This window comes from Nostoc sp. NMS2, from assembly GCF_017115105.1.
Taxonomy (GTDB): domain Bacteria; phylum Cyanobacteriota; class Cyanobacteriia; order Cyanobacteriales; family Nostocaceae; genus Nostoc.
The window spans coordinates 1-25,591 of the sequence record NZ_JABXKH010000148.1 but is presented as its reverse complement, the minus strand read 5'-3'; the positions used below and the strand labels follow the sequence as shown (position 1 = coordinate 25,591).

Annotated in this window: 22 protein-coding genes; 15 read left to right on the top strand and 7 right to left on the bottom strand. The window is 41.8% G+C overall.

The window, feature by feature from the left end:
* The first annotated feature begins 106 nt into the window (after positions 1–106).
* Together HWQ36_RS27070 and HWQ36_RS27065 are read left to right on the top strand one after the other, a co-directional pair.
* On the top strand, positions 107–304 hold the full coding sequence (locus HWQ36_RS27070) for a DNA-binding protein (protein ID WP_292708642.1): 198 nt from the start codon (positions 107–109) through the stop codon (positions 302–304).
* 120 nt (positions 305–424) lie between these two features.
* Positions 425–688, top strand: a complete 264-nt coding sequence (locus HWQ36_RS27065; RefSeq protein ID WP_292708640.1) for a type II toxin-antitoxin system death-on-curing family toxin — start codon at positions 425–427, stop codon at positions 686–688.
* 110 nt (positions 689–798) lie between these two features.
* Here HWQ36_RS27065 and ebsA read toward each other — a convergent pair whose 3' ends face one another.
* Positions 799–1,173 carry a type IV pilus biogenesis protein EbsA gene (gene ebsA, locus HWQ36_RS27060; RefSeq protein ID WP_292708638.1) on the bottom strand — a complete coding sequence of 125 codons (375 nt, stop codon included), beginning with the start codon at positions 1,171–1,173 and terminating at the stop codon, positions 799–801.
* A 727-nt stretch (positions 1,174–1,900) separates the two neighbouring features.
* Here ebsA and HWQ36_RS27055 point away from each other — a divergent pair.
* Positions 1,901–3,307: a glycosyltransferase family 2 protein gene (locus HWQ36_RS27055; RefSeq protein ID WP_292708636.1), complete on the top strand. Its 1,407-nt coding sequence runs from the start codon at positions 1,901–1,903 to the stop codon at positions 3,305–3,307.
* A gap of 134 nt (positions 3,308–3,441) precedes the next feature.
* Here HWQ36_RS27055 and dnaX read toward each other — a convergent pair whose 3' ends face one another.
* The gene (gene dnaX / locus HWQ36_RS27050) at positions 3,442–6,525 is read right to left on the bottom strand and encodes a DNA polymerase III subunit gamma/tau (protein WP_292708634.1); all 3,084 of its coding nucleotides are present in this window, start codon (positions 6,523–6,525) and stop codon (positions 3,442–3,444) included.
* Positions 6,526–6,785: 260 nt separating this feature from the next.
* Between dnaX and HWQ36_RS27045 the strand changes: the two genes are divergently transcribed.
* From HWQ36_RS27045 to HWQ36_RS27035, 3 genes are all read left to right on the top strand, one after another.
* Positions 6,786–6,911, top strand: coding sequence for a hypothetical protein (locus HWQ36_RS27045; protein ID WP_292708632.1), 126 nt, complete (start codon positions 6,786–6,788; stop codon positions 6,909–6,911).
* 61 nt (positions 6,912–6,972) lie between these two features.
* Entirely contained in the window at positions 6,973–7,665 is a 693-nt protein-coding gene (locus tag HWQ36_RS27040) for a hypothetical protein (RefSeq protein ID WP_292708630.1), read from the top strand.
* 176 nt (positions 7,666–7,841) lie between these two features.
* Complete coding sequence (locus tag HWQ36_RS27035) at positions 7,842–11,768, top strand: tetratricopeptide repeat protein (protein WP_292708628.1); 3,927 nt, start codon at positions 7,842–7,844, stop codon at positions 11,766–11,768.
* A gap of 425 nt (positions 11,769–12,193) precedes the next feature.
* Here HWQ36_RS27035 and recR read toward each other — a convergent pair whose 3' ends face one another.
* Positions 12,194–12,823, bottom strand: coding sequence for a recombination mediator RecR (recR, locus tag HWQ36_RS27030; RefSeq protein WP_292708660.1), 630 nt, complete (start codon positions 12,821–12,823; stop codon positions 12,194–12,196).
* Positions 12,824–13,401: 578 nt separating this feature from the next.
* Between recR and HWQ36_RS27025 the strand changes: the two genes are divergently transcribed.
* Positions 13,402–14,013: a LuxR C-terminal-related transcriptional regulator gene (locus tag HWQ36_RS27025; protein WP_292708626.1), complete on the top strand. Its 612-nt coding sequence runs from the start codon at positions 13,402–13,404 to the stop codon at positions 14,011–14,013.
* A 177-nt stretch (positions 14,014–14,190) separates the two neighbouring features.
* On the opposite strand, the gene HWQ36_RS27020 is transcribed toward HWQ36_RS27025, so the two are convergent.
* Both HWQ36_RS27020 and holA read right to left on the bottom strand, forming a co-directional pair.
* A complete protein-coding gene (locus HWQ36_RS27020) occupies positions 14,191–14,673 on the bottom strand; it encodes a DUF4168 domain-containing protein (protein WP_292708625.1) in 483 nt (160 codons plus the stop codon).
* 109 nt (positions 14,674–14,782) lie between these two features.
* On the bottom strand, positions 14,783–15,772 hold the full coding sequence (gene holA, locus HWQ36_RS27015; protein WP_292708623.1) for a DNA polymerase III subunit delta: 990 nt from the start codon (positions 15,770–15,772) through the stop codon (positions 14,783–14,785).
* A gap of 270 nt (positions 15,773–16,042) precedes the next feature.
* Between holA and HWQ36_RS27010 the strand changes: the two genes are divergently transcribed.
* On the top strand, positions 16,043–16,834 hold the full coding sequence (locus HWQ36_RS27010; RefSeq protein ID WP_292708621.1) for a DUF1868 domain-containing protein: 792 nt from the start codon (positions 16,043–16,045) through the stop codon (positions 16,832–16,834).
* A gap of 271 nt (positions 16,835–17,105) precedes the next feature.
* Here the strand turns inward: HWQ36_RS27010 and HWQ36_RS27005 are convergent, their stop codons facing one another.
* Both HWQ36_RS27005 and HWQ36_RS27000 read right to left on the bottom strand, forming a co-directional pair.
* Complete coding sequence (locus HWQ36_RS27005) at positions 17,106–17,891, bottom strand: RDD family protein (RefSeq protein WP_292708619.1); 786 nt, start codon at positions 17,889–17,891, stop codon at positions 17,106–17,108.
* Between the two features lie 45 nt (positions 17,892–17,936).
* Positions 17,937–18,782: a hypothetical protein gene (locus HWQ36_RS27000; RefSeq protein WP_292708617.1), complete on the bottom strand. Its 846-nt coding sequence runs from the start codon at positions 18,780–18,782 to the stop codon at positions 17,937–17,939.
* A gap of 80 nt (positions 18,783–18,862) precedes the next feature.
* On the opposite strand from HWQ36_RS27000, the gene HWQ36_RS26995 reads away from it, so the two are divergent.
* From HWQ36_RS26995 to pstB, 7 genes are all read left to right on the top strand, one after another.
* Positions 18,863–19,816, top strand: a complete 954-nt coding sequence (locus tag HWQ36_RS26995; RefSeq protein ID WP_292708615.1) for a stage II sporulation protein M — start codon at positions 18,863–18,865, stop codon at positions 19,814–19,816.
* 101 nt (positions 19,817–19,917) lie between these two features.
* Positions 19,918–20,487 (top strand): Uma2 family endonuclease, encoded by a 570-nt coding sequence (locus HWQ36_RS26990; RefSeq protein WP_292708613.1) that lies wholly within the window; start codon positions 19,918–19,920, stop codon positions 20,485–20,487.
* 39 nt (positions 20,488–20,526) lie between these two features.
* On the top strand, positions 20,527–20,736 hold the full coding sequence (locus tag HWQ36_RS26985) for a hypothetical protein (protein WP_292708612.1): 210 nt from the start codon (positions 20,527–20,529) through the stop codon (positions 20,734–20,736).
* A 676-nt stretch (positions 20,737–21,412) separates the two neighbouring features.
* Complete coding sequence (pstS, locus tag HWQ36_RS26980) at positions 21,413–22,456, top strand: phosphate ABC transporter substrate-binding protein PstS (RefSeq protein WP_292708610.1); 1,044 nt, start codon at positions 21,413–21,415, stop codon at positions 22,454–22,456.
* Between the two features lie 179 nt (positions 22,457–22,635).
* A complete protein-coding gene (gene pstC, locus HWQ36_RS26975) occupies positions 22,636–23,613 on the top strand; it encodes a phosphate ABC transporter permease subunit PstC (protein ID WP_292708608.1) in 978 nt (325 codons plus the stop codon).
* A 52-nt stretch (positions 23,614–23,665) separates the two neighbouring features.
* A complete protein-coding gene (pstA, locus tag HWQ36_RS26970; RefSeq protein WP_292708606.1) occupies positions 23,666–24,547 on the top strand; it encodes a phosphate ABC transporter permease PstA in 882 nt (293 codons plus the stop codon).
* Between the two features lie 125 nt (positions 24,548–24,672).
* Entirely contained in the window at positions 24,673–25,452 is a 780-nt protein-coding gene (gene pstB, locus HWQ36_RS26965) for a phosphate ABC transporter ATP-binding protein PstB (protein ID WP_292708604.1), read from the top strand.
* The last annotated feature ends 139 nt before the right edge of the window (positions 25,453–25,591 follow it).

Below are 25,591 nucleotides of genomic sequence, written 5' to 3'. Positions count from 1 at the left end.
ATACATTCAGCGATCGCAAGCAAGAATAAAGATAGCGATCGCCTGTCAGAAAAGAACTAAAATACTAGTAATGCTGCACTTTTATAGCATTCAAGGAGTAAAGGCTGTGGCTTCCATCACGATCAACATTTCCGATGAACAATTGCAGAAGCTACAAACATTAGCACAAGAGAATGGTATCTCGCTTGAAGATTTGTTACGTGCCAGGATAGAAGACTGGCTCAGTCAGGCGACGAGCGAGTTTGCTCAAGCAGCCAACTATGTACTGAAGAAAAATGCCGAATTGTACCGACGTTTAGCATGATACGTTACCTTACGGCGGTGGAAGTCCTGAATCTGCATCGTCAGGTTATAGAGCAGTCTGGAGGCGCATTAGGTATACGCGACCTTTGGTATTTTAGAGTCTGCTGTAGCGCAACCAAAGATGACTTTTGGTGGAGAAGACTTATACCCCACAATTATTGAAAAGGCTTCAGCATTGGGTTTCTCTTTGATCAAGAATCACCCTTTCCTTGATGGTAATAAGCGTACTGGTCACGCGGCTATGGAAACATTTCTTGTTTTAAATGGGATGGAAATTGATGCTTTGATCGAAGAACAGGAGCATATCGTCATGCTGTTAGCGGCTGGTGAGTTAGGGCGTGAAGAATTTGCGGATTGGCTTAGACTAAACCTTAGAACAATTTAAAGATGAGCCGAACTTTTGCTAGTTCGGCTGAATTTAACGCTTCGCAGAAGTCGATTCCCAATGAATTGGGAGCGATCAACTTCAGCCGTAGGCAAGTCTGAGTAGTTTACTCAATCATCTATACGCAGTAACTTGCGGTAAAACGGTTGTGAAAAATCGGTCACGCGATGGCGTTTATAGTTGTCCATAACTTCAATTAAAAAATTAATAAACTCGAAACTAGCCATCATTAGTTCATAACTCAAATCAGCATTGCCATCAAACTGAATTCGGCAACGGGTTAAGTCTGAGGGTAAAGTAGCAACATTCCAAGAGGCGACAAAGGGGACATGTTCACTAGCTTCTATTTTCCGGTGTCCCTCCAAAACCCCTTTTTGATAAAGACTGATGGCATAGGGTAAAAAATTGCGCTTAGTGCCTTGGACGTAAGGTAAGTAAACACTGGCTTGTTGTTGATTAGCTGGCTGGAGTTGCTCAATAGACATGGTTAAATATTCCTCAAGTTAGTTGGCAACTAGGGATATTAGTGGATGTTAGTAGTGTTCCCAAAAGATTTATCTAAAGCACATAGTGGGGAATGGGGAATAGGGAATGGAGAATAGGGAATGGGGCATAGGGAATAGGGACTGGAGAGTAGAGGAGTGGAGTTCAAAGACTCGTCAGCAAGTATCAAAGACTCATCCCTTATGCCCCATGCTCCATGCCCCATGCTCCATGCCCCATGCCCAATGCCCAATGCCCCATTCCCCATAAATGAAGTTACTGCTAAGAAATATTAAAATTTCGGTTACAATGAGGCTGCATTAACTTTGATCAAAGCTGGGCGCAATAACATAACATGAAAAACCCACACTATAAAGTTGTGGATGTTATTATTGCTTTTTCTCCCAACAACAAGCTGCTGTCACCTTGGTATCACTTTGCCTAAACCGGAGTTCTCTTTAGAGAAAGTCCAACTCTACAAGCTTCCTGCCCAAGTGGGTATCACAGGAATCAAGCCTCTGTCTAAGAGTAGCAAACGTGGTTAATGCTAAGTAATTACCCAGGGTGACAGTGACACACAAAGCAGTCCCGGCGGCTTTTGGCTTAGGGATAGCGGGTATTGCAGTTTGCCCATTCCGATTAAAATCGGGAAAAGTAGCTTAGGGATATTTGTCCGTAAAATTACTAACTGTAGACAAATACTGGTTTTTGAATCAAGCAACCTAACCTATGCCAGCGAATTCCTGGCCCGAAGAAGATTCTTATCAAGAGCTTGATCCGCTCAACTCCTTGTTGTCTGACCTATCGGTAGATGAGGAGTCAGTGTTAGAGACAGATTCTATGTCTCTACCATCCCGGTTTCAAGGTCGTAGAGGCAAAGCAGCTCTAGTCTTGACTATCGTCTGGAGTGGCACGATCGCTCTACATTTAGTTTCTTGGGCTTCCATATTTATTCTAGGACTGACCACCATTCTAGGATTTCATGCCTTGGTGGTAGTGTTTACTAAATCCCGTTGCTATCCAAAAGAAATACAGGGAGATTTGCCTTTTGTATCTGTATTAGTGGCTGCGAAAAATGAAGAAGCAGTAATTGCAAAATTAGTCAAAAATCTTTGTAATCTGGAATATCCAGGTGGGCAGTATGAAGTATGGATTATTGACGATCGCAGCAGTGATAGCACGCCACATTTATTAGCAGAATTAGAACAGAAACACGAGCAACTCAAAGTATTAAGGCGTTCAGCAGAAGCTAGTGGCGGCAAATCAGGGGCGTTGAATCAGGTATTGCCTCTGACAAAGGGCGACATTATAGCAGTATTTGATGCTGATGCCCAAGTTACACCAGATTTGCTGCAACAGGTAATACCTTTATTTCAAAGAGAAAAAGTGGGGGCGGTGCAGGTGCGAAAAGCGATCGCCAACGCTAAAGATAATTTTTGGACTAAGGGGCAAATGGCCGAAATGGGCCTTGATACCTGGTTTCAGCAACAGCGCACTGCTCTTGGTGGTATTGGCGAACTGCGGGGCAATGGTCAATTTGTCCGGCGTTCAGCCTTGGAAAGCTGCGGTGGCTGGAATGAGGAAACTATTACCGATGATTTGGATTTGACAATCCGCTTGCATTTGGATAAATGGGATATTGAGTGTGTTTTCCATCCAGCAGTGCAAGAAGAAGGTGTGACAAATGCGATCGCACTTTGGCATCAGCGCAACCGTTGGGCAGAAGGCGGTTATCAACGCTATTTGGATTATTGGGATTTAATTCTCAAAAACCGCATGGGGACGCGCAAAAGCTGGGATTTGCTGATTTTTATGCTGATTATGTATATCTTACCCACAGCAACAGTACCAGATTTGTTAATGGCGATCGCGCGTCATCGTCCACCAATGTTAAGTCCCATTACAGGCTTGTCCGTTACCATGTCGATGGTAGGAATGTTTACAGGTCTGAAGCGGGTACGTCAAGATCAAAAATTCCCACTTTCTACATATCTTACGATGCTGGTGCAAACCCTGCGTGGCAGTTTATATATGTTGCACTGGTTAGTCGTCATGAGCAGTACTACTGCCCGGATGTCGGTAAGACCAAAGCGCCTAAAATGGGTGAAAACCTTGCATACGGGGCATGGGGGATAGGGAATGGGAAGAGGCAGGGGGGCAGGGAGCAGGGAGCAGGGGAAGATCAGGAAGATGGGAGCAGGGAGCAAGGGAAAAGAGTTTTCCCCTCTGCCCCCCGCCCCCTGCCCCTCTGCCTCTTTCCAATTCCCAATTTACTCATCATCCAATTCTGATTCTTCTACCCATTCAGGTGTAGTTATGGAATCGGAGAATTCTGTTGAATCCTCTGTGAAACGGATAATTTGTCCGTTGAAGAATTCTGCTAGACGTTGAGCTGCGATCGCAACTTCATCAACTTCCCAATCAGGTGCAGGTGTTCGCTGTGTTGATGGAGGCAAAGTTTGCGCCCCATTTCCATTTGCTCCATTTCCATTTGCTCCATTTCCATTTGCCCCATTTCCATTTACTCCATTTCCATTTTTTGCTAGCGGCTCGGTTTTTAGTGGTGCTGGTGCTGGCGTTGCTGGCTGTGGTACTGGCGCTGGAGGCGAAATTTGCTGGTTGTAACTAGGAGTAGCTGGTTGCTGAACGCGACTAGAGTCTTTTGGCGGAGGATTTTTTTTGACTGAAGTAGAGTTTGAAGAAATTCCTTTTTCTATGTTGATCTGGATTTCACGCTGGAAAGTCTGCTGGAAAGCTGCCGTAATCATCGGTAGATAAGATTTACCCTTGTCATACCATGCCTGTTTAATCGCAATTCGAGCCACAACACCGTCGAACTCTATCAGTTGGCTCATTTGACGCAGCATTTCTTGTCTTGATTTTGGCTGGAGGTTAGCAAGCACCTGTTGCCAAACCTGAGTTAAATCATATTGTGCTTCTCCAACAACTTCTGAAGTTACTGGTTCAACGATCGCAGGCGACACCGGTTCAGCTAAAGGTTCTGGGGTTGGTGGTGAAACTGAGTTAGCAGCAGAATTGTGATTTATTTGCTGTTCAACTGCGCCAGATGAAGCGACAGGCTGATTTTGGGCAGTCGCTATATTATGGTTTGTAGAATTATGATTTGTTTGCGGTTCCGCTACCGGCAAAGAAGAGACTGGATGATTTTGGACAACTGCTGGAGGATAGGTTGGAGATACAGCAGGTGTGTTAACTCGCGGCGCGATACTTGGGGCTTGTGGCTGAATATTCGTCGTCGCACTGGGTAACAATCCTAGTAATGTTACTTCCAACCACAAACGCGGCTGGGTGCTATTTTTAATTTGCACTTCCGATGTTCGCAGGTGTTGCTGTCCTGCTAATATCACGCTCATATCAAAGTATTGAGCAAACTCAACCAACGCCGTCCAGGTTTGCTGAGTACAAGCAACCAAGTCGTGGCGGTTGGGTGCTGTTTTAGCAATGAGTAAATCGCGGTAGAAGGCGGCGAGATTTTGCAGAAGAGTTAGGGGTTCTCGACCACGATCTAGAATGTAGTGAGTACAGTCTAGAACTGCTTCGGGTTTATCTTGAGCGATCGCATTTAGAAGTCCCAGCAAGTCCTGTTCGCTTACCGTTCCAACTAAATCCCAAACTCTATCTGGTGTCACTTCACCCGCTAACAAACCCAATTGATCGAGCAAGCTTTCGGCATCCCGCAATCCTCCCTGAGAAAGTTGGGCTACCAGGGTTACAGCTTCGGGTGAAATATGAATACTTTCTTTAAAGGCGATCGCACTTAAATGCTTAACCATCGCCTCTAATTGAATGCGTCTAAAATCAAACCTTTGACACCGCGAAATAATCGTTGGTAACACCCGTTGCGGGTCTGTTGTCGCCAATACAAAAACTACGTGCCTCGGTGGTTCTTCTAGGGTCTTCAGTAGCGCGTTGAATGCCTGCGTACTGAGCATGTGGCAATTATGTACCAAAAGCCCATTTGCCACAAAGTTATGATTATCTGCTACTTCAATGTCATAAACTCGCTCAACCCCAGCGAGGTGAACAGATTTGACTGTCTCCAAACTTGTAATCCATCGAGGGGATGGAATATTGTTTAAGGTCTGCCAGCCATTTTCTACTGGTGCTTGCCCCCAACCGTATATAGTGGTATGTCTTGCCGGTACTACTTCTGGTGTAAAATTTTGTCGTTGCTGAGTATCCGATTGCTGTAAGCCAAGTAGCAATGAGTTGGTTTTCTGCGGCAGAGAATCCTTCAGTATGTAGTTGAATTTGTGGACTTCCTTCTGGACTGAGGGCAAGTGAACCATCATCGCAAAACCACCAAGCAAGTCCTTCTGGGGTAATTCGATTAAGCCAGTCCATAGAGACGAGTTTTTTATCCCTATTCGGTTTAACGATGTCAAAGACATCTTTGAGTTGGGGATGGCAACCTGTGTTACAGGTAACTGATATGTTTCCGTATCCTTTATTAGATGTAATTCGCAGTTTTGGACGCAATTCTTGAAGGCGATAGGCTTTGTATTCCAACCATTCTTGCTGCTTTTCTGAGTGTGTCCAACACAATCTGGGGAATCTACTGTATTTATTGGGATAACTGATAGTGCCTTTAAACTGGTGTCCGCTAACAAATCTCCGGGTACGTCTGTCGATACCAAATTTGTAAATGAGGATGCCGCATCCACATTCACAGGGGATAGTATCTTCACTCCTTCTTTTACGTCCTTTGCTGGTAGCCATCCCTGGTTTGTCCTGATTAAATGATTACCCGTACATCTAATTTCTCGATTAGTCGTCTTGATAACCAGAGTTTGCCGTTCTCCTTGGTCTAACCACCTGACAACTTTCTTGAATTCCCACTTTAGAGATAAGTCGTTGTAACTCAGAACCTTCTTGTCTTTAATTGTGGGATCATCAATTCTTTGAAGTCCCTCATCAGTCAAAACCAGAGAATCTCCAGTTAAGCACTCATCAATAACATAAACCTTGTAACGACACTGCACAGGAGCAAACTGGGCTTTTTCAATCAGCTCGCGGATATTATCGACACCAGTGTTACTAGCAGCATCGATTTCAATTACATCTAAGGTGTAACCCTTGGTGATCCCCTGACAAACTTCACACACGCCGCAGGGTTCAGCAGTGGGCTGATCGCTTTTGAGACAATTGAGAGATTTAGCCAAAATCCGCGCACTAGAAGTTTTCCCCGTACCTCTTGGCCCAGTAAATAAATAGGCAGGGGCGATTTTGGATGTGCCGATCGCATTCGTGAGGGTGGTAGCGATCGCCTCTTGTCCCACCAGTTCAGCAAAACTTTTGGGGCGATATTTATGGTGCAGGGGTTCGTAAGACATGGAAAAATAGACTTCAATGCCTTTCAACGTTAATTAGTAGCACCGAGTCGAGTTTAGGATTCAATTATTTTAAACTCTCGTACCTGCTTTATTTATCGATGTTGCCATAGCGCAAGATTCAACTAATGCCGTATATTTTGGCACTCAGGAAAGCAAGCAACTAGAGATAATTCTCTACTATGATTCCAACATCAATGTATGGGAATTATAGCATAGCATTTAGTACATTTGTTCTAATTAGGAGGAGTGGGGAATGGGGAGTGGGGTATGAGGGAGCAGGGGGAGCAGGGAAAGAATTAATGGAATTGGCAGTATGTACTCCACGTGCCCAAGCAGGAGCAGGGGGAGCAGGGGAGGCAGGGGAAGAATTAATGACTAATGACTAATGACAAATGACTATACGTTAGTCCAGTGCGATCGCTACAATTTTAGGATAAGCAATATTCGATGGTGCAGCAGATGCTCAAGCGGCTATTTCAGTGGCTCAAAAAGCTTTTTCAGAGCTTGTTCGGTGGAAAACAGAATGTCTCAAAATCTAGAGGGAATATCCCCAAAGAACCAGCACCACCTCTAAGCGATACGGATCTGGAATTTCTCTTCACCGAGCTATTGCAAGGAGTACATCAAGCACGAGGGGAAGCCTGGGCGCAAAAGTGGCTGCATAATATTGAACATCGGATTACAACTGAAGACTGGGTTCGGTGGTTAGGGCGCTTTGGTGAAAAATTGCTAGCATCACCTACACCGAATAATGAAATAGCTGCACGGTTAGTACAACTAGGTGAGTTGGACATTGGAGAAATCGGAGATGTTGCCCATAGTATTGGAATGCAGTTGTTGACACGCAATCAAGGCGAACCAATTTGGGAATATGAAGGGCCAGATGCTTTTAGCACGACTTTACAATCTGAGCCAATTGCCCCCATATCAGAGTCAGCAGATGCACCAGAGAACCCCCCAGAGGGAGAATACCAAACTGTCACCCTAGAAGAGTTGTTTGTAATGTTGCAGGACGATGAAAGCTTACGACAGCAGATTGCTCAACAGCTTGCCGTTGAGACAGATGATCCACAAGTGCTTGTCCAGGCATTGATCAATCAATTGTATCCTGCCGATCAATCGACTACAGAGCAAACATAAAATTAGTCGAATCGGGAATTGTAACGTTGTAATGCTTTACTCTTGAATTTTGGTATATTTTTTGCTAACCTGCGACGGAAGCGCTGTCCCGATCTAATGGATTTTTACGTAATTGATGATTTTTTTAACACAACGATGGCTACAATCGAGAAAAACAAAATCCAATAGTGTGGCAGATGCTCAGGCGGATATCACAGTCGCTTAAAAGGTTTTTAAAGCGCCTCATTGAAAGTAAGCAGGGTAGTTCTCTCAAGGGTGCGAGAGGGCGCAATCTGGTGGAGATACTACCAGAACTAACCAATGCTGATTTGGAACAATTGTTTATCCAATTGTTAGAAGGCGTGCATCAAGCACGAGGACGACAGTGGGCATTGAGGTATCTGCAACGGGTCGAAAATCGAATTCCGGCTGAACGCTGGATAGATTGGTTGGTGATGTTTGGCGAAAGCTTGCTAGCTTCACCTGCACCGAATCCTCTTTTAGCATCACAGATGGTGCAATTGGGGGAACTTGGTGTTGGCAGAATTGGAGATGTTGCTTATGACATTGGCATCCGAATGATGCAAAACTCACCTACACAGATAGAGGATGAGGAGAATTATCCAGAAGATAGCTCAGAAATTACTCATGGGGAAGAACTGATCCCCAATTTAGGCGAGTATTTATGGGAGGCTGATGAGCCAGATGTCATAGAAACCACTCCTGGGGAAGAACTGATCCGTAATTTAGGTGAGCAGTTATGGGAGTATGATGAGCCAGATGTCGTAGAAATCACTCCTGGGGAAGAACTGATCCGTAATTTAGGCGAGCAATTATGGGAGTATGATGAGCTAGATGTCGTAGAAATCACAACCCATGAAGAAATTATCTCAACTTCGCCTGGGCAAGAGCTAATCCGTAGCTTAGGTGAGCAGTTATGGGAATATGATGTGCCAGATGTTGAACCAATCACGTCAGCACCGGAAAATGTCTCTTTTGAGGAAATATTCACCGAAAACTTAGAGGAACTGGTATTGGAGTATGAAAGGGAAGAAGCCCAAACCACAATACCCGAAAATCTCCCTCTCCCGGCAAAGGAAGATTCAATCACCTCGTTAGCCCAACTGAGGTTCGATGATGAAGAAGTTGTTCAAAGTACAACAGGAGCAAATCTCCTTTCTACTAGGCAAAGAAGTGAATTAACAACTTCTCCCTCAGTGGAAACCTGGGATAGCGCTTTGACAAATTTAGAGCCAAATGTGGCTAATACATTAGATGAGTTGTGGGTGAAATTGGATCAGAGTACCAATTTAGTCCAGCAACTTGCTTCTAACTTGGCAGTTCAAAGCAGTAATTCCCCTGGTATTATTGAGCGACATAGCGATAATCTGATTACCAACGCTCAAGGGTGGTTTTACCAAGGTCTTCAGCAAGCGAAAACAGGTGATTTGTTAGGCGCGATCGCATCTTATGACCAAGCTATTGAACTTCAACCTGAAGTCTCAGAGTATTGGTTTAATCGAGGCTTGACGCTGTTCCATTTAGAACGTTTTGAAGAAGCGATCGCATCTTACGAAACCGCCATAGAACTAAAACCCGACTTCTACAAAGCTTGGTACAACCGGGGTGGAACTCTGGGAGAATTAGGATATTTTGAAGAAGCGATCGCTTCTTTTGACAAAGCCATAGAAGTCAAGCCAGACTACCAAGAAGCGTGGTCTAGCAAGGGTTTGGCGCTACTGAAATTAGGTTGGCTACCCGAAGCTATTTCGAGTTACGATCAAGCGCTGCATTTGGAACCAGAAGACCAGGAAAACTGGTATCACCGAGGGATAGCCCTAGCTGTAGGCGAACAATTTGCAGAGGCGATTATATCCTACGACAGAGCTATAGAAATTGACCCAGAATACCACGAAGTTTGGATAGATCGGGGTGTAGTGCTGTTTAATTTAGGAAGGTGGTCAGAAGCGATCGCTTCCTGGGATAAAGCCCTTTCAGTTCAAGGCGACTTTTACTTAGCTTGGTACAACCGAGGTATAGCGTTAGACAACTTAGGCCGTCGCCAAGAAGCGATCGCATCCTATCGCCAAACAATCGCCATCAAACCCGACTTCCACCTAGCTTGGTATAACCAGGCAGTAGCGCTGTTTTATTTAGAACAATTTGCCGAAGCGATCGCTTGTTATGATAACGCTTTGGAAATTAAACAAGATTATTGGGAAGCTTGGATTGGTAGGGGAACTGCGATCGGTCATTTGGTGAACTCTGACGCATCGCTAATGTCGAGTAGGATCGCAGCGACAAATCCCGCCTTACAACAGGGTGGCTACGAAGGAAAATTAGCCAGCTACGAAGAAGGGTTAAAACATCTACGGACAGATACCCACCCAGAAGGTTGGGGTAGATTGCATTTTGCGATCGCTAATACTTATTACGATCAAGGCAAAAAACATCCTAATCCCCGCGATTATTGGCGCAAAGCTGCATCTGAGTACCAGCAGGCGCTGTTAACCCTGACACTAGAATATTTTCCCCTGTTCCACCTAGAGGTTTTGCAGTCTCTAAGCAAAGTATTGATGGGTTTAGGACAAACAACACAAGTTCAAGAATTGCTGCAACGCGGTACAGATTTATTGCGACAATTGCTGAGTGAAGAAACTCGTTCAGACGAAAGTAAAAAACAGCTAGCTTTGAAATTTGCAGGCTTCGATCAATTGGCAGTAGATTTAGCAGTAGAGTCTGGTGATTTAGTTGAAGCTTGGGAAATTGCTGAACAAGGCAAAAATGCTTGTTTAAACTTGCTGCTTTCTGGCTGGAACGATCGTATTTACTCGCCCCATTATGGTGCAATTCAACAACTATTCAATCCCACAACAGCAATTATTTACTGGCATATTAGTCCAGTCGCCCTACATACTTTCATTCTCAAAGACCAAGCGCCATCACCAATTCTCCTGTTTACACCCATGCAAGATGCCGGGGCAATACCTTTAGGAGAAGACGCTATCCGTCTCAATGAATTGCCGCTACCCGAAGCCGTGCAACGCCTAATTGAATTTGAAAATTGGCTAGAAGATTGGCATCAACAATACCAAGAATATCGCACCACAGCCCAAGACAAAGAAAGTAAAAGCCAGCATTCTTGGCGAGTGGATATGGAACAGAAGCTGGTGCAGTTGTATGGCATCTTGAATATTTCCACAATTGCCCAAGAACTCGAAGGCATCACCCAACTGATTTTAATTCCTCACCGTGACTTGTACAGATTGCCCATTCATACCCTTTTCCATCTTTCTCCTCCATCCCAGGAAGAGTTGCCGAATGTGGAGTCCAATTTCACCGTTACCTATCTACCTAGTGCCCAAATAGGTTTATCAATAAGAACTGAAGATATTTGGCAGTGGCAAAATCAGTTATTGCTCAGTGTTGAACATCCTGAAAGTGCAGATTATCCTCCACTAAAATTTGCCAAAATCGAGTCTGAAGTTGTTAGCCAGATGTTCAATAATATCCAACGAATTCAGGGAGCAGAAGCGGCAAAAAACATTGTCGAAAATGCCTTGTTTGATAATTACAACATCTTTCATTTTACAGGTCATGTGATTAATAATTTGGCTGAACCCAAAAAATCAGAATTAGTATTAGCAGGTGAAGAAAAACTGACTCTAGATGAAATCTATCGAGAAAATCTATCAACTTACAACTTGATTACTCTCTCTGCGTGTGAAAATTTAAGTACTAGCAACCACACTATCAGCAGTGAATATGTGAGTTTAGCTAGTGGTTTTGTAAGCCAGGGTGTTCCTCATATAGTTAGTACTCTCTGGAGTGTAGAATCTTCAGCTAGTGCCTTGGTAATGATAGAGTTTTACCGGAGATTACAACCTAATAAATCAGCAGTTACGGCCTTAGCGGAAGCAACACAGTGGCTGAAAGAACTAACTGCTGGAGAACTGACAAAATGGTATGAAGATATTTTGAATAATCTGCATCCTGAAGAATTACGAATTCAAACTTATTTAGCGACACAACTATATAGAAATAGTAAAATGGCATCAGATAAAAATCTTTATAATCATCCTTACTACTGGGCAGCATTTACGATTACGGGTAAGCCGAATTAATCCTTTGAGATAGGGGCAATTCATGAATTGCCCTTAGAGGTTGTTTGAAAAGTCCTCTTCTTGGTAACAAAAGTTTTAGATCCCCCTAAATCCCCCTTAAAAAGGGGGACTTTGAGAGTTTTTTGCCCCCCTTTTTAAGGGGGGTTGGGGGGATCTAAAGCCTGTGGCGCAACTCTAGCAGACTTGTGTGTACACCGTAGCTTTTTAAGGGGGGGTTAGGGGGGATCTCAAAGGCCTAAAGTCACAGCGAAACACTTTTAAAACAACCTCTTACCTCAAAATCTTTCTTTTAGCATATAAACCTTTTAACATTTTTGAGGGGTCTAAGTCCCTCGCTTATATTGCGCGATAAGTTTATGCGGTGGAGTTAAAATCCCCATTGCAAAACTTAATTACGAATTACGAATTACGAATTACGAATTAGCTTAATCTAACTCCCTACGTCCTTCCAATGCCCTTGCCAGGGTCACTTCGTCGGCGTATTCCAAATCACCACCTACAGGCAAACCAAAGGCAATCCGCGTCACCTTGGTAAATGGTTTCAGTAGTTGACCTATATATAGTGTTGTTGTTTCCCCTTCTACACTTGGACTAATTGCCAGAATCACTTCTTTAGGTTTTTGCTGATTCACCCGTCGCTGCAAAGCCAGTATAGTCAACTGTTCTGGCCCAATTCCATCAATTGGAGAAATCACCCCACCCAAAACGTGATATTTGCCTTTATATTCGCGGGTTTTTTCCAGCGCAATTACATCGCGGGGATCTGCTACTACACAGATAGTATTGTTGTCACGGTTGGCATTGCGGCAGATTTCACAAACAGGTTCAGCAGATAAGTGAAAGCAAACAGAACACAAGCCTATCTGTTTTTTTGCTTCAATTAAAGCTTGTGCCAAAGCTTCTACTTCTGCTTCTGGACGCTTCAAAATATGCAAAGCCAGTCTTTGGGCAGATTTAGGGCCAACTCCCGGCAGGCGTTGCAATTGCTCAATTAACCGTGCTAAAGGGCGTGCGTAAACCGTTGTCTTATCTCCAGAATGTTTTACCTTAACTATGATGACATTTTTCAGGTACTTCCATCTGTCTGGTATGGCGTTTATTACGGAAGCTTTTGAGCCTATCAAGTTGGCGAGGTTAACTGTGAAGTGCGATCGCTTACTTTAATCAATGTAAAATTTAGTCTGCAATTTAGTATACCTAGTGAATACACGCATATACAAATATTTATGTGTATATGTTTATTTTCATCTGAATAATTGTTCTTTATTGGGGTGATAGCTATTTAGTAGAAGTGGCTCCCATTCAAAACAATATGTTTGATTTTAGACAATTAATCTAGTAAAGACGCATTACGGCAGCCCAGTCAAATTTTGCGTCTTCCGAAATAGGCTATTTCAGAGTTGTATTTAAAATGTGTAACCTAAATTAATTCAAACAAAATATATGAATTATTGATTGAGTCTTCTCAGGAGTTTGTGTTAGAAAGAACACTTGCATTTACTTTGATGAGTATGATTAGTCTGCAATATTCACCCAATTTATTCAGATAATCATCCAAAAAATAGATTGGTAGATCTTCTAAGTTGCACGAGTCTAACAAACAAGCATGATTTTAGACATTAATATACATCTTATGATTGCCCTAACAAAGACATTAGTAAAAACAGTAGCGGAACCAGAACAGCTAGAGAGTATTAATTTACTTAACTCGAAGCGAGCTAATTTCTTACAAGAAGTAATTGAAGGTTTAGAAGACGGTATATTAATTTTAAGCCAAACTGGTGAAGTAGTACATACTAATGCATCTGCTAATCGCCTTTGTTGTCAATTCAATCAAGACAATTTCAACCCGAATTTTGTACCGCCAGCTATCTGGAATCTTTGTGAATCGTTACTCAGTAGTCGATATTTGTTTTCTGATAAACTTCTGATTTTGTCGGATGACATTGTGCTTGATAAGTCAAATATTTTTCGGATTAGGGTGAGACTGCTAGATTTAGATGGGTTTGAAGCGCCTTGCTTATTAGTTACCATAGAAAACCAATATGAGTCTGTAAAAAATGTAGCACTCACTGAAGTTAAAAAATTTGACCTCACGCCACGAGAAGCTGAAATTTGGTTTCTCTATAGAAGCAACTACAGCTACAAAGAAATTGCGATGAAGCTTTACATCACCATAAACACCGTGAAGAAGCACATGAAAAATATTCACACTAAGCGACAAGCAAACCTTTCTGATAATTGAATAATAGGATGGTAATAAAAGTTGATTCGTAGAATGCAAGAGATTATTACTTATTAACCTATTATCCACAAACAAGTATTTTATGAATCAATTTTTGATTGTTTTTTAGAGAAAAAATACTTGCCCTCGCTTTCATACAAGGGTGGTTATTTTAACCCCGATCCTCTCTAATTTTAACTACGGAGAATCAGGACTTTTTTGCAGACGTAATAAGGTATTATAAACCTGCCGTTTTAACAGATCGTTATTTTGTAGTTCTATAGTAATTTTGTTAAACTGATCGATGCTTAAACCATTATCTTGGACAATTTTTTGAGAGCTATTACAGTAACTTACTGCGATATCTTGAGCCTTTCTAGGAAGACCATTTATGCTGTTAGAATCGTTACAAACAATTTTGGGAATTTCTCCATTGCCAATAAGGTTTTTAATTGTTTCAAAAGCCTTTTGACGGGCTGGTTCCATTGCTAGCACTGCTTGAGCGTAGCTGTCAATTTGAGTATTGTTAGCTATTGGTGATGGAGTTTGACCATAAGCTTTTGAACTAAATGAAAAAGTGTTGGAAATCACACTCACAGTAGCGATCGCGCCGAAAAATAATGATTGGCAAAGGATTCGCTTTCGGCTAGATCGGGAAAGGAAATCGGAAATTTTATTCATATAGTGTGTGACACAAAACTACATCAGGGATATTATAAGGACTTTGAATTATTTTCGGAGTTGGAAGTTCCAGCAACTGTTCAATACATCAAGTTTTTATATTTTATTGTCAACCTCCTTGGCATACTTGACAAAGTTCGATGACTTTAGTCTGAAATGTTGACATTTCTGATGCTCCTTGCTTGAGGCTGACTTCTAACTCCAATAGTAGAGGTAAGCAGGAGATTAACTGTTGTACAGAAAGCAGCTTGATTTCTTGCTGTAAGAAGTAGATCCGCTTGGGATTACCGATATCAGCAGCTTGAGCGATCGCTTGTTGGTTACGCTCACCACTTTCTATCATAGTCTTGACCCATAGCCAGGTGCGAAATTGTCCAATCAGTGTAGCAACTATTCGTAATCCCGGCTCGGAAGCATTGATCATATCTGCCAAGGTTGTTAAAGCTTTCGCTGTATCTCCTGTTCTGATTGCTGCTGCTAATTGTAAACTATTTTGAGTAGTATTTCTTACTAACTTAGTAACGGTATCTACGTCTAAAGGCTTGTTGCTACCGTGGGCATATAACCGTAATTTCTCTATTTCATTATAGAGCAATCGCGTATCATTTCCGATGGATTCTGCCAACAACTGGGCAGTATTGGCAGTCAGTTTTACGCCCACAGTTTGGGCTACTTGATTAACAGATTGCACTAGTAATTCGGTTTTCCAAGGGGGAATGAGGGGAAATTCTCGGAATTCGGTAGCAAATTGTTTTAACAATTTCGTGGATTTGAGGCGTTCATCTGGCTTGTTGCGGCTGCTGAGTAATAAAAATGAGTTTTCGGGAATGACTTTTAGCGATCGCACCAGTTCCGCTAAGACATTCTCTGGGCAGTGCTGACACAGGGTTGTATTTATCAGCCATACCAAGCGCCCACCAGCGCCAAAAGTGGGTGTCATCACCTGATTTAACCCCTGGATAGCAGCATCAGCTTGATCTGGGGTGAATGCAGTGTAATTAAAACTTATCCAATTGGGATCGAGGACGCGATCGCGCAGCATAGCGATCACCTTTTCCATCGCAAAATCATCTTCACCCCAGTAAACATAGATTGGCATAGATAAACCTCTTAGTAGATGGGGAATGGGGCATGGAAAAGAGGCAGAGGGGCAGGGGGAAAACTCTTCTCCCTTGCTAAGAGCTAAGAGCTCCCCATCTTCCTCATCCCCCGGTTGGTGAGCGAAGTCGAACCACATCTCCCCTGCCCCCTGCTCCCCTGCTTCCTCCCCACTCCCCACTCCCAAAAACTAAATACTTTTAAAATCATTCTCTTATTCGGGATAATTTTCCCTAAAATCTATCAAGTGAGAGCGTGAGGCTATAGAAGATTGGACGACAACTATCAAACTTACTTAAATCGGTTAGCACGACTGACGCTGCCAGAAGCCTACAGATCCCAAGCCCAGCATATTCAGGAATCTTCTAAATTTCAGCCAAATTCTGGCTTGAGACAACCAGCGTCTTTTCCTGGCTATACGCTAATTACACCGCCTGCGGCAGAAGGAGAATCAGAAAACTCTGCTTTCTATGCCAAATTACAGACTTACCAACAGGAACTTTTGCAGTTGCCTGTAAACCGTAATTTGATTATACCTGTACCTCCTGCTAGCTTTCATGTAACTTTAGCGGATTTAATTTGGGACAATGCTTACCTTGATGCCCGCGAAAAGAATCCTAAATTTGACGAGGAGTTACCCTCTTGTTTAGCCGAAATGTTTCAGCAATATCAACAATTGATGACAAATAGGAGTCATCCGATTAAATGGCAAATGCTGGGACTGATACTGATGCCAAGAGCTATAGCCGTTTGTTTAGTACCTCAAAATGAAAGCTGCTATGAGGAAATTATTAAATTCCGCCGAACAATTTATCAAAATCCCAAGTTGATTGCCTTGGGTATTGAGCAGCATTATCATTTCACGGCCCATGTTACATTAGCGTATTTTGGGGAGGTTTCATCTGACTTAGACCGCACAAGTTTCAGCACACAGCTTTCTGAATTGAATGAAAAATGGCTGTTTAATTTGCCAGAAGTTTCGATCAATCGTGTCGAATTGCGAAAATTTGACAACATGACACACTATTATCGTGAACCAGACTGGCCGATTTTAGATTTTTGACCTCACACAAGCATTAATCTAAACAATAAACCTTAGAATTCAGCATTCAGGAGTCATATAGCAATCCTATTTGATTTGTGACAATTGCAACCCGCATATCCCCGACTTCTCAAAGAAGTCGGGGATCTTGTTTTTCCCGAATGATTCAATATTGCTATAGTTTTTCTAACAATTGAGTGGTAAGTCTAAATACCTTACTTATTGATTCTAACTCCTGAATTCTGTTAGCGATAGCGGGGCGTTTAGCCCGTCCTGAATTCTGAATTCTTCTTTAAAACTCAGGTTGTTGATAAACGAGATAAACAGCTTCTAAAAAAACATCAGGTGTAACAGCTTCTGGCAACTTTTCTAAATTAATAATAGCTACTACTTGCTCGGCTAACTTTAGAGATAGTGAGGCTCTTGCCTTTAATGACATTGCAGCCCGTCGCTGCAAATACTCACGAATCACAGCAAAATCATCGGGCAATAATTTCGATAAATCGGCAATTTGGATTAACTGTTCATGAAGTTCCTTTGCCTGTTCTGAAATTGTCAATGTCGCGGATGCAGTGGGTGTTTCAGCTTGAATTACAATTGTACCGGCAGCCAAATCACCTAAACGCTTTTCACGACTACCCAACATAATTAAAAAAGCGCCAATAAATAAAGTCTCATCAAAGGGTCGCAATAGGGCCCGGAGAGTTGCTTGTTGTAACCCGATGAGCCTACCATCATCTCGAACTACGCGAATTTTAGCAACCCGTTTACCAGGAGTTTGCCCAAACCATAAGGTTTCAAAAAATACAAAATAGCTGATGTAAATTGCAAAGGCGATAATGAAGAAAATTGCTAACAACCAAATATCTAAATTTGGTAAAGTCGTAAAAAAGTCTTCAATAAAATTTATCAGCTGCGTTGAGAAGACAGTCCAGGTAAGGACAAACAGAATCAAAGTTACACCCAACACTGTATAGTCAATCAGCAGCGCTAAAGCTCGATTACCAATTCCCGCTAAAGTAAATTCCAACTCTACACTTTCTGGAGTCTGGAATGTGATGCGATTAAAAAAGCGCATATTTTAACCAATTGAAAATTAATAGAGTTGAATTAAGATGTTGACTCAACGAAAATCTTGTGTAGGAGGTTGCCGTAACTGCAAACCTAGACCTTCACGCCGAGTCCTCAAGTCCAAGTATAAAACAGCTTTTAGTGCTTGCCAGAATGGCATTATCAAAACTCCACCTACTAAGCTGCCAATCAAAGAAATAAAATACACAATTCCGTAGATGACAGTACCTGGCTCAAGCTTGATAAGGAATAAGCTAGGTATATAGTTTAATACAAACACTAATGGCAGTGTAACGAAAAAAGCAACTAAAACAACGCCCTGAATACGAAGTACCGAGGCTTTAGTTAACTCCCAACTTCTAGCAACACTTTCGCCACCATTAATATTTTCTTCAACTGCTAGCGGTACTTCAGCTACTATCCAACGAGAGTAGAACCAGGTTAGTCCCAACAGTAAAATAACTACCATTAAAATTATTGCCAATGGAGTTGCGACTACAACACCCGCAGTACCTAATATCCCTCCTAATAACGCTCCCAGCAATCCAGCCAGAATACCACCTGCGATCGCCAATCCTAAATAAACTAGCAGCAAAGATACTGCTACCTGAAAACCAACTCTTAAAAATGACCACAGACGGGGATTAACATGGCTACTGGCGGCTTGGACACTTTCAGGTTGGTAAATCAATTCTCCAAAAGCCAAGCGTGAAATTAGTCCAGAGATGGCTGCATATTTTGCCCAGCCATAAATCGGAACTATAGCCCACAAGTGAGCAGTCAAAGCCAGATTAAGATAAGTCTTCAGATGAGAACGATACAATCGCACCGCAGCACTGACAACATTCCCTACACTCAGTGGTTGTATCTGGCCGGAAGATCCCAAATTTTCAGACATAATGGCAAATTTCCCTTGAAACTACGGAGATGAATTTGAGGCTATCTTAAGCTAAGTTAAACTCAGTGTTCCCAAAATTCATGAATATTCAACGTTGGATTGCGCGACGAGAACCAAATTGGCAGCGTCTGGATGCCTTATTAAAGCAGATAGAAAAAAAAGGGCTAAAGTCTCTACGGGCAGCAGAAATTAGAGAGTTAGCGAGTTTATATCGTTCAGTAGCGGCAGATTTGGCTCGTGCCCGTACCCAGCAAATCGGCAATACTTTGATACAAAGTTTACAATCTTTAACAACTCGTGCCTATACGCAGATTTACCAAGGTTCGCGGCGACAGGAATGGCAGGCAATCCTAGAATTTTACCGATGGGGATTACCATCTGTAGTTCAGAAAACATTTGCATATATTGCTGTAGCCACGGCACTGTTCCTACTGGGGGCACTAGTTGCTTGGTGGTATTCTTGGCAAAACCCTAGCTTTATGGCTTTGATTGTACCTGAAAGTTTGATTACCAAAGTGCGAGACGATCATAAATTATGGATGGGGTCAATTGTCGGTGTTGAACCTCTGGCATCCAGTAGTATTACGATCAATAATCTGTCAGTATCCTTTGGTGCTGTTGCCGGTGGCATCACTGTTGGACTATATACAGCCTATTTGATGGTATTTAATGGCTTATTAATTGGTGCTGTTGGCACTTTGGTTGGTCAAAATAATCTGGCTTATCCTTTTTGGGCCTTTGTATTCCCGCATGGTTCTTTGGAATTACCCGCAATCTTTTTTGCTGGGGGTGCAGGATTTTTATTAGCAAGAGCAATTTTATTTCCTGGTAAATATCGCCGTGGAGATGCACTGAAATTTTATGGTTCTCAGGCGGTGCAGCTAGTATTTGGCATTGTACCAATGTTGATTATTGCTGGTACGATCGAAGGCTTTTTTTCACCTAATCCTAATGTACCTGATGCAATTAAATATTTGGCAGGAATGGGATTATTTATACTTTTGGTAATGTATTGTAGCCGCAAGAAAGCATGAAATAATTTAGATATTGACGGATTGGTAAATTGAAAAATATTTTAAAATAAGGTAAATACTAACGATGTCAAAAAATATTATAAGTTGAAGCGAGGATAATCATGGTACAAACATCAAATAAAATATTAAGCCTAGAAGAGTTTATCGCACTACCAGAAACTAAACCGTATTGCGAATACATCGATGGGAAAATCATTCCAAAACCTATGCCTCAAGGAAAACATAGCACCATTCAAGGAGAACTCTGTCTCACAATCAATTCTGTTATCAAAGTACAAAAAATGGGTTGGGCTTTTCCAGAATTGCGTTGCACTTTTGCAGGACGTTCTATAGTTCCCGATGTCGCTGTATTTTCTTGGGCAAGGCTTCCTATAGACGAAAATGGTGATATTTCTAATACATTTGCCGCAGCACCCGACTGGCTAATCGAAATTCTCTCCCCGGAACAAAGCCATACAAAAGTTACAAAAAAAATCTTACACGCTCTCAATCACGGGACTAAAATGGGTTGGTTAATTGACCCTGATGAGAGATTCATTGCTGTTTATCCTGCGGGACAACAACCTTTACCTTTTGAGGAAATTGAGTCTGTTTTACCAGTGCCAGAATTCTGTCAGGGGTTACAGTTGACGGTAGGTGATATTTTTGGATGGTTAAAGGTGACTACGTAATAAGGGATTTCCAACAAATAAATTATCCAATCTTGTGGGGTGGGCCGAAAAGCCATTGGTGTCAACTTAAGAGCAAATGCTTATCCCACAGGCGTTTTACCCCACACGCCAGATGCTCCACTACAGCGCAACTCTTGGAGACGCTTTGCGTTAAGCGAAGCTATGCCGTTCGCGCAGCGTCTCGTAGAGAAGGCTTTACGCGCATCCTGCGGCGGGGGAAACCCCTGTTCCCGCACTGGCTCCCCTTAATCCCCTCCCCGTGAACGGGGCTACCGTGTATACACAAGTCGCCAGACCTCTCCCCAAACCCCTCTCCGACGCGGAGAGGGGCTTTAAAGATTGGCTCCCCTTCCCTCGTAGGGAAGGGGCTGGGGGTTAGGTCTGAGAGCGCTTTGAGCAAAATAAGTCACTTGTGTATACACCGTAGGTTCACGGGGAGGGGAGATTTTGTCGCTAGACAAAAGCGGGGTGGGGTTCCGACGACTTAATTGGTAATTGAGTAGGCTTAATATAACGTCATTGCGAGGGTTTCACGTTAACTTGACACCTATGGCTTTTCGGCCCACCCCACAAAAAATTGTTGGATGTTTTTTTATTTGGAAGTCCCTAAATATTAATTGGATTAGTTGGAAACATCCCATATGTGTAAAAACATAATTTATCATTTCTACTGTAATTATATTTTTTAAATTTTGTGATTTACTCATTTTTAATTATTTAAATTAAATTTATTTTTTTATTAGCATCTTTTTTACTAACTAATCTAATCAATCAAATATCAATAAGCAAAAAATTTTGGAAATTAATATTTAAACGTATCTTAATTTTTTGTTTATCAATCGTTAAAGAAAGTTTAACCACAACAAATGTAACTTGATTAAGGCTGGAATTACAGCAGGAAGATATTCCTTTAATCAGAGGTAATATGATTTTTTCGACCACCACCTTGAATCGTGTCGTTGCTACTTCATTGGTGACAACTTCTGTTGCACTTAGTCCATTTTTTGGTGCGATCGCACAAGCTGAAACTCTCAATGGTGCAGGAGCAACTTTTCCGGCTCCGCTTTACGAACGGTATGCTCGTGAAGTGAAGAAGAAATATCCAGACTTGAAAATTAACTACCAAGCAATTGGTAGTGGTGGCGGCATTCGTCAAGTCATCGCAGGAACCGTTGACTTTGGTGGTAGTGATGCTGCAATGAAAGATGATGAAATCAGTAAAGTCAAGAACGGTGTAATCTTAGTACCCACAGCAGGCGGTGCTGTTTCTGTGGTTTACAATCTTCCAGGTGTTAATGAACTCAAATTGTCCCGCGCTACATTACCAGCAATTTTCTCAGGTCAAATTACCAATTGGAATGACCCGAAAATTAAAGCTGATAATCCAGGTGCTAATCTACCAAATCAAGCAATTAAATTTGCTGTTCGCGCCGATGGTAGCGGTACAACTTTCATTTTCACTAACCACTTAAGTGCTACTAGTGGTTATTTTAAAGGCAGAGTTGGAGCTAACACTGCTCCAAAATGGAATCTGCCAAATGTCCTCAAAGGCAAAGGGAATCCAGGCGTAGCTGCTATAGTTGCTCGTACTCCTGGTTCTATTGGTTATGTAGAATATGCCTACGCTCTCAAAAATAATCTGAAATCAGCACTGGTACAAAATAAGAAAGGAGAATTTGTTGCTCCTTCTTTACAATCTGCAAATGCAGCTTTGTCAACTGTCACTTTTCCAGAAAATTACCGCGTTTTTGTAGGAGAGCCAACACAAGGTTATCCGATTGTTGGTCTTACTTGGATGATGGTTTACAAACAGTATGCTAATGCTGCTAAAGCTGATGCAATTAAGAAATGGATTAATTGGGTATTGAAAGACGGTCAGCAGTATAACGATGACCTCAACTACACCAAAATTCCATCTGATGTAGTAAATCGGGTGCTTCAAACAGTGAATAGCTCTGTCAAGCCTTAATTTGCAATCTTTAAGACTTACGTAGAAGAGATCCCCCAACCTCCTTAAAAAGAGGGCTTTTAAGATTCTCTCTTGAAAAGGAGGGAACAAGGGGGATTATCTTACTAATTTCCTCTATTAATAGGGTGAGTTAATAACTCGCTCTAGTAGCAATAAAAAATCTATTTTATTGATTTGTAATGGCAAATTCATCAGATGATTCAAATTTAGGCGATGAAAGTTTTAATCTAACAGGTATCAGTGGCACAAATTTCTGGTTTGACCAAGGTTTTACACGGCTAGTATACTTTTTTGCCGTGATTACTGTCGCAGTACTATTTTTGATGAGTTGGGTAATTTTCTCAGAAGCTCTACCAGCCATCAAGCAGTTTGGACTGGGGTTTTTGTGGGGAAAAGATTGGGATACAGGTAATCAGATTTTTGGTGCATTACCCTATATTTATGGAACTTTGGTAAGTAGTGCGATCGCTATTTTATTCGCTGTCCCGGTGGGAATGGCAGTAGCTTTAGTCACTAGTGAAAATTTCTTACCTACATCGCTGCGAACCATCCTAGCATTTGTTGTTGAATTAATTGCAGCAATTCCCAGTGTAATTATTGGTTTATGGGGGATTTTTGTCTTTATTCCAGTTCTAGAACCTCTACAAAAGTGGCTAGCCAGCACTTTTAAATGGATACCACTGTTTAATACAGAAGATCCTTCTGGGACTAATATGTTGACTGCTGGAGTTATTCTAGCCATCATGATTTTGCCCACAATGGCAGCAATTAGTCGTGATGTCTTAATGGCTATCCCTAAAGAATTACGTAGTGCATCTATGGCTTTGGGTGGCACTCGTTGGGAAACAATTTTTCGAGTCTTGCTACCATCTGGATTTTCTGGAATTGTGAGTGCAGCAATGCTTGCTTTAGGACGTGCTTTGGGTGAAACAATGGCTGTCACTATGGTGATTGGCAACTCTGCTCAAATCAGCGCTTCTTTACTCGATCCAGCTTATACAATTCCCTCTGTATTAGCTAATGAATTTGCCGAAGCTGAACCGGGATTGCATATAGGTGCTTTAAGCTATTTGGGATTGATTTTGTTTGGGTTGACTCTAGCTGTAAATATTGGCGCTGTACTATTGGTGAAGTGGGTTGGCAGGGAAAACAAATGATACTTTTTCATTGGTGTAGCAAGACGTTTATCAATCAAAATTTGTAAAACTTATGAGTGGTTACATCCAGTCAGAAACGGATGAATCTTTGGCAGCAGAATTATGCAGTCCTCTGCCAACAGAGCGAGTAATATTTACTTATGCAATGAATGCGATCGCCTTTGGTTTTACAGGTTTAGCACTCATTCCTTTATTATCAATTTTGTGGGAAATTTTCATCCGGGGAATATCTGGACTGAAATCAGAAATGTTTGTCAAAGCAGTAATTGATAATGGCTTTGGCAATGCCATTCTGGGAACCATAATTATGGTGATAATTGGTGCTATTTTAAGCATTCCCACAGGGATTATGACAGGAATTTTCTTAGCAGAATTTGGACAAAGTAACACAATTGCTAGTATTGTTCGTTTTATCACCAGCATTCTTACAGGTGTGCCTTCAATTGTTGTAGGTGTATTCGCTTATGGTGTGATAGTTTTAGTAACTAAAGGATTTAGTGCGATCGCAGGTGGTTTTGCTTTAGCCGTGATTATGCTACCTGTGATTATACTGACAACGGAAGAATCCTTAAAACTGATTCCCACATCTCAACGTCTCGCCTCTGCTGCTTTAGGTGGAACTCGCTTCCAAACTACTTTTCGCATTGTTGTAACTACTGCAATCCCCGGAATTACTACAGGCATTTTATTAGCTGTAGCTCGTGCTGCTGGTGAAACAGCACCCTTAATTTTTACCGCTTTATTTAGTCTAGATTGGTCAGAAGGATTGTTAAGTCCAACAGCTTCTTTACCAGTATTGATTTTTAACCTCTACAACGACCCCGACCCAGAAAAAAGCCAATTGGTATGGACTACTTCTATAGTTTTACTCGGCTTAATTTTATGTGTCAGTATTATTTCTCGCTTAGTTATTAGACAGAGAAGACTAAAGTAAAATAAATAATTTTTTGTATTGTTTTCTATCTTGGCAAAGTATGATATTAAAATGGTAAGCCGCCAGGATCAAGGCTTATTTTATATGTCTTAATTACGAATTACGAATTACGAATTACGAATTGCATGAGTAACCTAATTCCAGCTATCAAAGTTAAAAATATCAGCTTTTACTATGGCACAACAAAAGCAATTGAAAAGGTGTCAATAGATATTTATCAAAAACAAGTAACCGCCATTATTGGCCCTAGTGGTTGTGGCAAATCTACCTTCATCAAAATTCTTAATCGCATTAGCGAATTAGAAGGGCCTGTGAAAGTTGAAGGAAATGTAGAATTTTTTGGTCAGAATATTTATGATCCTCGTGTCAACATCAATCGATTACGCCGTCAAATTGGTATGGTGTTTCAAAAACCAAATCCTTTTCCAATAAGTATTTACGAAAACGTTGCTTACGGTATGAGAATAGCAGGTAGGCATTCAAAATTAGAATTAGATGAAATTGTTGAATCTGCACTTCACAGCGCTGCTCTTTGGGATGAAGTGAAAGATAAGCTCGATAAATCAGCTTTAGGGCTTTCTGGTGGTCAGCAACAAAGATTATGTATTGCCCGCGCTTTAGCAGTCAAGCCAAAAGTTCTGCTGATGGATGAGCCTTGCTCCGCTCTTGACCCCATCGCCACCATGAAAGTTGAGGAACTACTTCATAGCTTACAGTCTGAATTGACAATTGCGATCGTTACTCACAATATGCAGCAAGCCGCTCGCGTTTCTGATTTTACGGCTTTCTTTAGCACCGATGAAAGTCGAATTGGTCAAATGATTGAATTTGGCGCTACAGAGCAAATCTTTAACAACCCACTAGACTCTCGCACCCGCGACTACATTTCAGGGCGTTTCGGTTAAGGTATGTTCTAGCGTGACTTATTGATTTTTGTCAAACTACCTCGCGCTAGAAGATACTCATAAAGTGTAGTTGAAAAAAGTTACTAAACCTCATCTAAGTTGAGAACCGTAGTTTTCGCCCTCACCCTAAATCCCTCTC

What these genes read in the sequence shown, in the direction of transcription:
- HWQ36_RS27065 (WP_292708640.1), top strand. Translation starts at nt 425, where the DNA reads ATGACTTTTGGTGGAGAAGACTTATACCCCACAATTATTGAAAAGGCT.
- ebsA (WP_292708638.1), bottom strand. Translation starts at nt 1,173, where the DNA reads ATGTCTATTGAGCAACTCCAGCCAGCTAATCAACAACAAGCCAGTGTT.
- HWQ36_RS27055 (WP_292708636.1), top strand. Translation starts at nt 1,901, where the DNA reads ATGCCAGCGAATTCCTGGCCCGAAGAAGATTCTTATCAAGAGCTTGAT.
- dnaX (WP_292708634.1), bottom strand. Translation starts at nt 6,525, where the DNA reads ATGTCTTACGAACCCCTGCACCATAAATATCGCCCCAAAAGTTTTGCT.
- HWQ36_RS27040 (WP_292708630.1), top strand. Translation starts at nt 6,973, where the DNA reads ATGGTGCAGCAGATGCTCAAGCGGCTATTTCAGTGGCTCAAAAAGCTT.
- HWQ36_RS27035 (WP_292708628.1), top strand. Translation starts at nt 7,842, where the DNA reads ATGCTCAGGCGGATATCACAGTCGCTTAAAAGGTTTTTAAAGCGCCTC.
- HWQ36_RS27025 (WP_292708626.1), top strand. Translation starts at nt 13,402, where the DNA reads ATGATTGCCCTAACAAAGACATTAGTAAAAACAGTAGCGGAACCAGAA.
- HWQ36_RS27020 (WP_292708625.1), bottom strand. Translation starts at nt 14,673, where the DNA reads ATGAATAAAATTTCCGATTTCCTTTCCCGATCTAGCCGAAAGCGAATC.
- holA (WP_292708623.1), bottom strand. Translation starts at nt 15,772, where the DNA reads ATGCCAATCTATGTTTACTGGGGTGAAGATGATTTTGCGATGGAAAAG.
- HWQ36_RS27005 (WP_292708619.1), bottom strand. Translation starts at nt 17,891, where the DNA reads ATGCGCTTTTTTAATCGCATCACATTCCAGACTCCAGAAAGTGTAGAG.
- HWQ36_RS27000 (WP_292708617.1), bottom strand. Translation starts at nt 18,782, where the DNA reads ATGTCTGAAAATTTGGGATCTTCCGGCCAGATACAACCACTGAGTGTA.
- HWQ36_RS26995 (WP_292708615.1), top strand. Translation starts at nt 18,863, where the DNA reads ATGAATATTCAACGTTGGATTGCGCGACGAGAACCAAATTGGCAGCGT.
- HWQ36_RS26990 (WP_292708613.1), top strand. Translation starts at nt 19,918, where the DNA reads ATGGTACAAACATCAAATAAAATATTAAGCCTAGAAGAGTTTATCGCA.
- pstS (WP_292708610.1), top strand. Translation starts at nt 21,413, where the DNA reads ATGATTTTTTCGACCACCACCTTGAATCGTGTCGTTGCTACTTCATTG.
- pstC (WP_292708608.1), top strand. Translation starts at nt 22,636, where the DNA reads ATGGCAAATTCATCAGATGATTCAAATTTAGGCGATGAAAGTTTTAAT.
- pstA (WP_292708606.1), top strand. Translation starts at nt 23,666, where the DNA reads ATGAGTGGTTACATCCAGTCAGAAACGGATGAATCTTTGGCAGCAGAA.
- pstB (WP_292708604.1), top strand. Translation starts at nt 24,673, where the DNA reads ATGAGTAACCTAATTCCAGCTATCAAAGTTAAAAATATCAGCTTTTAC.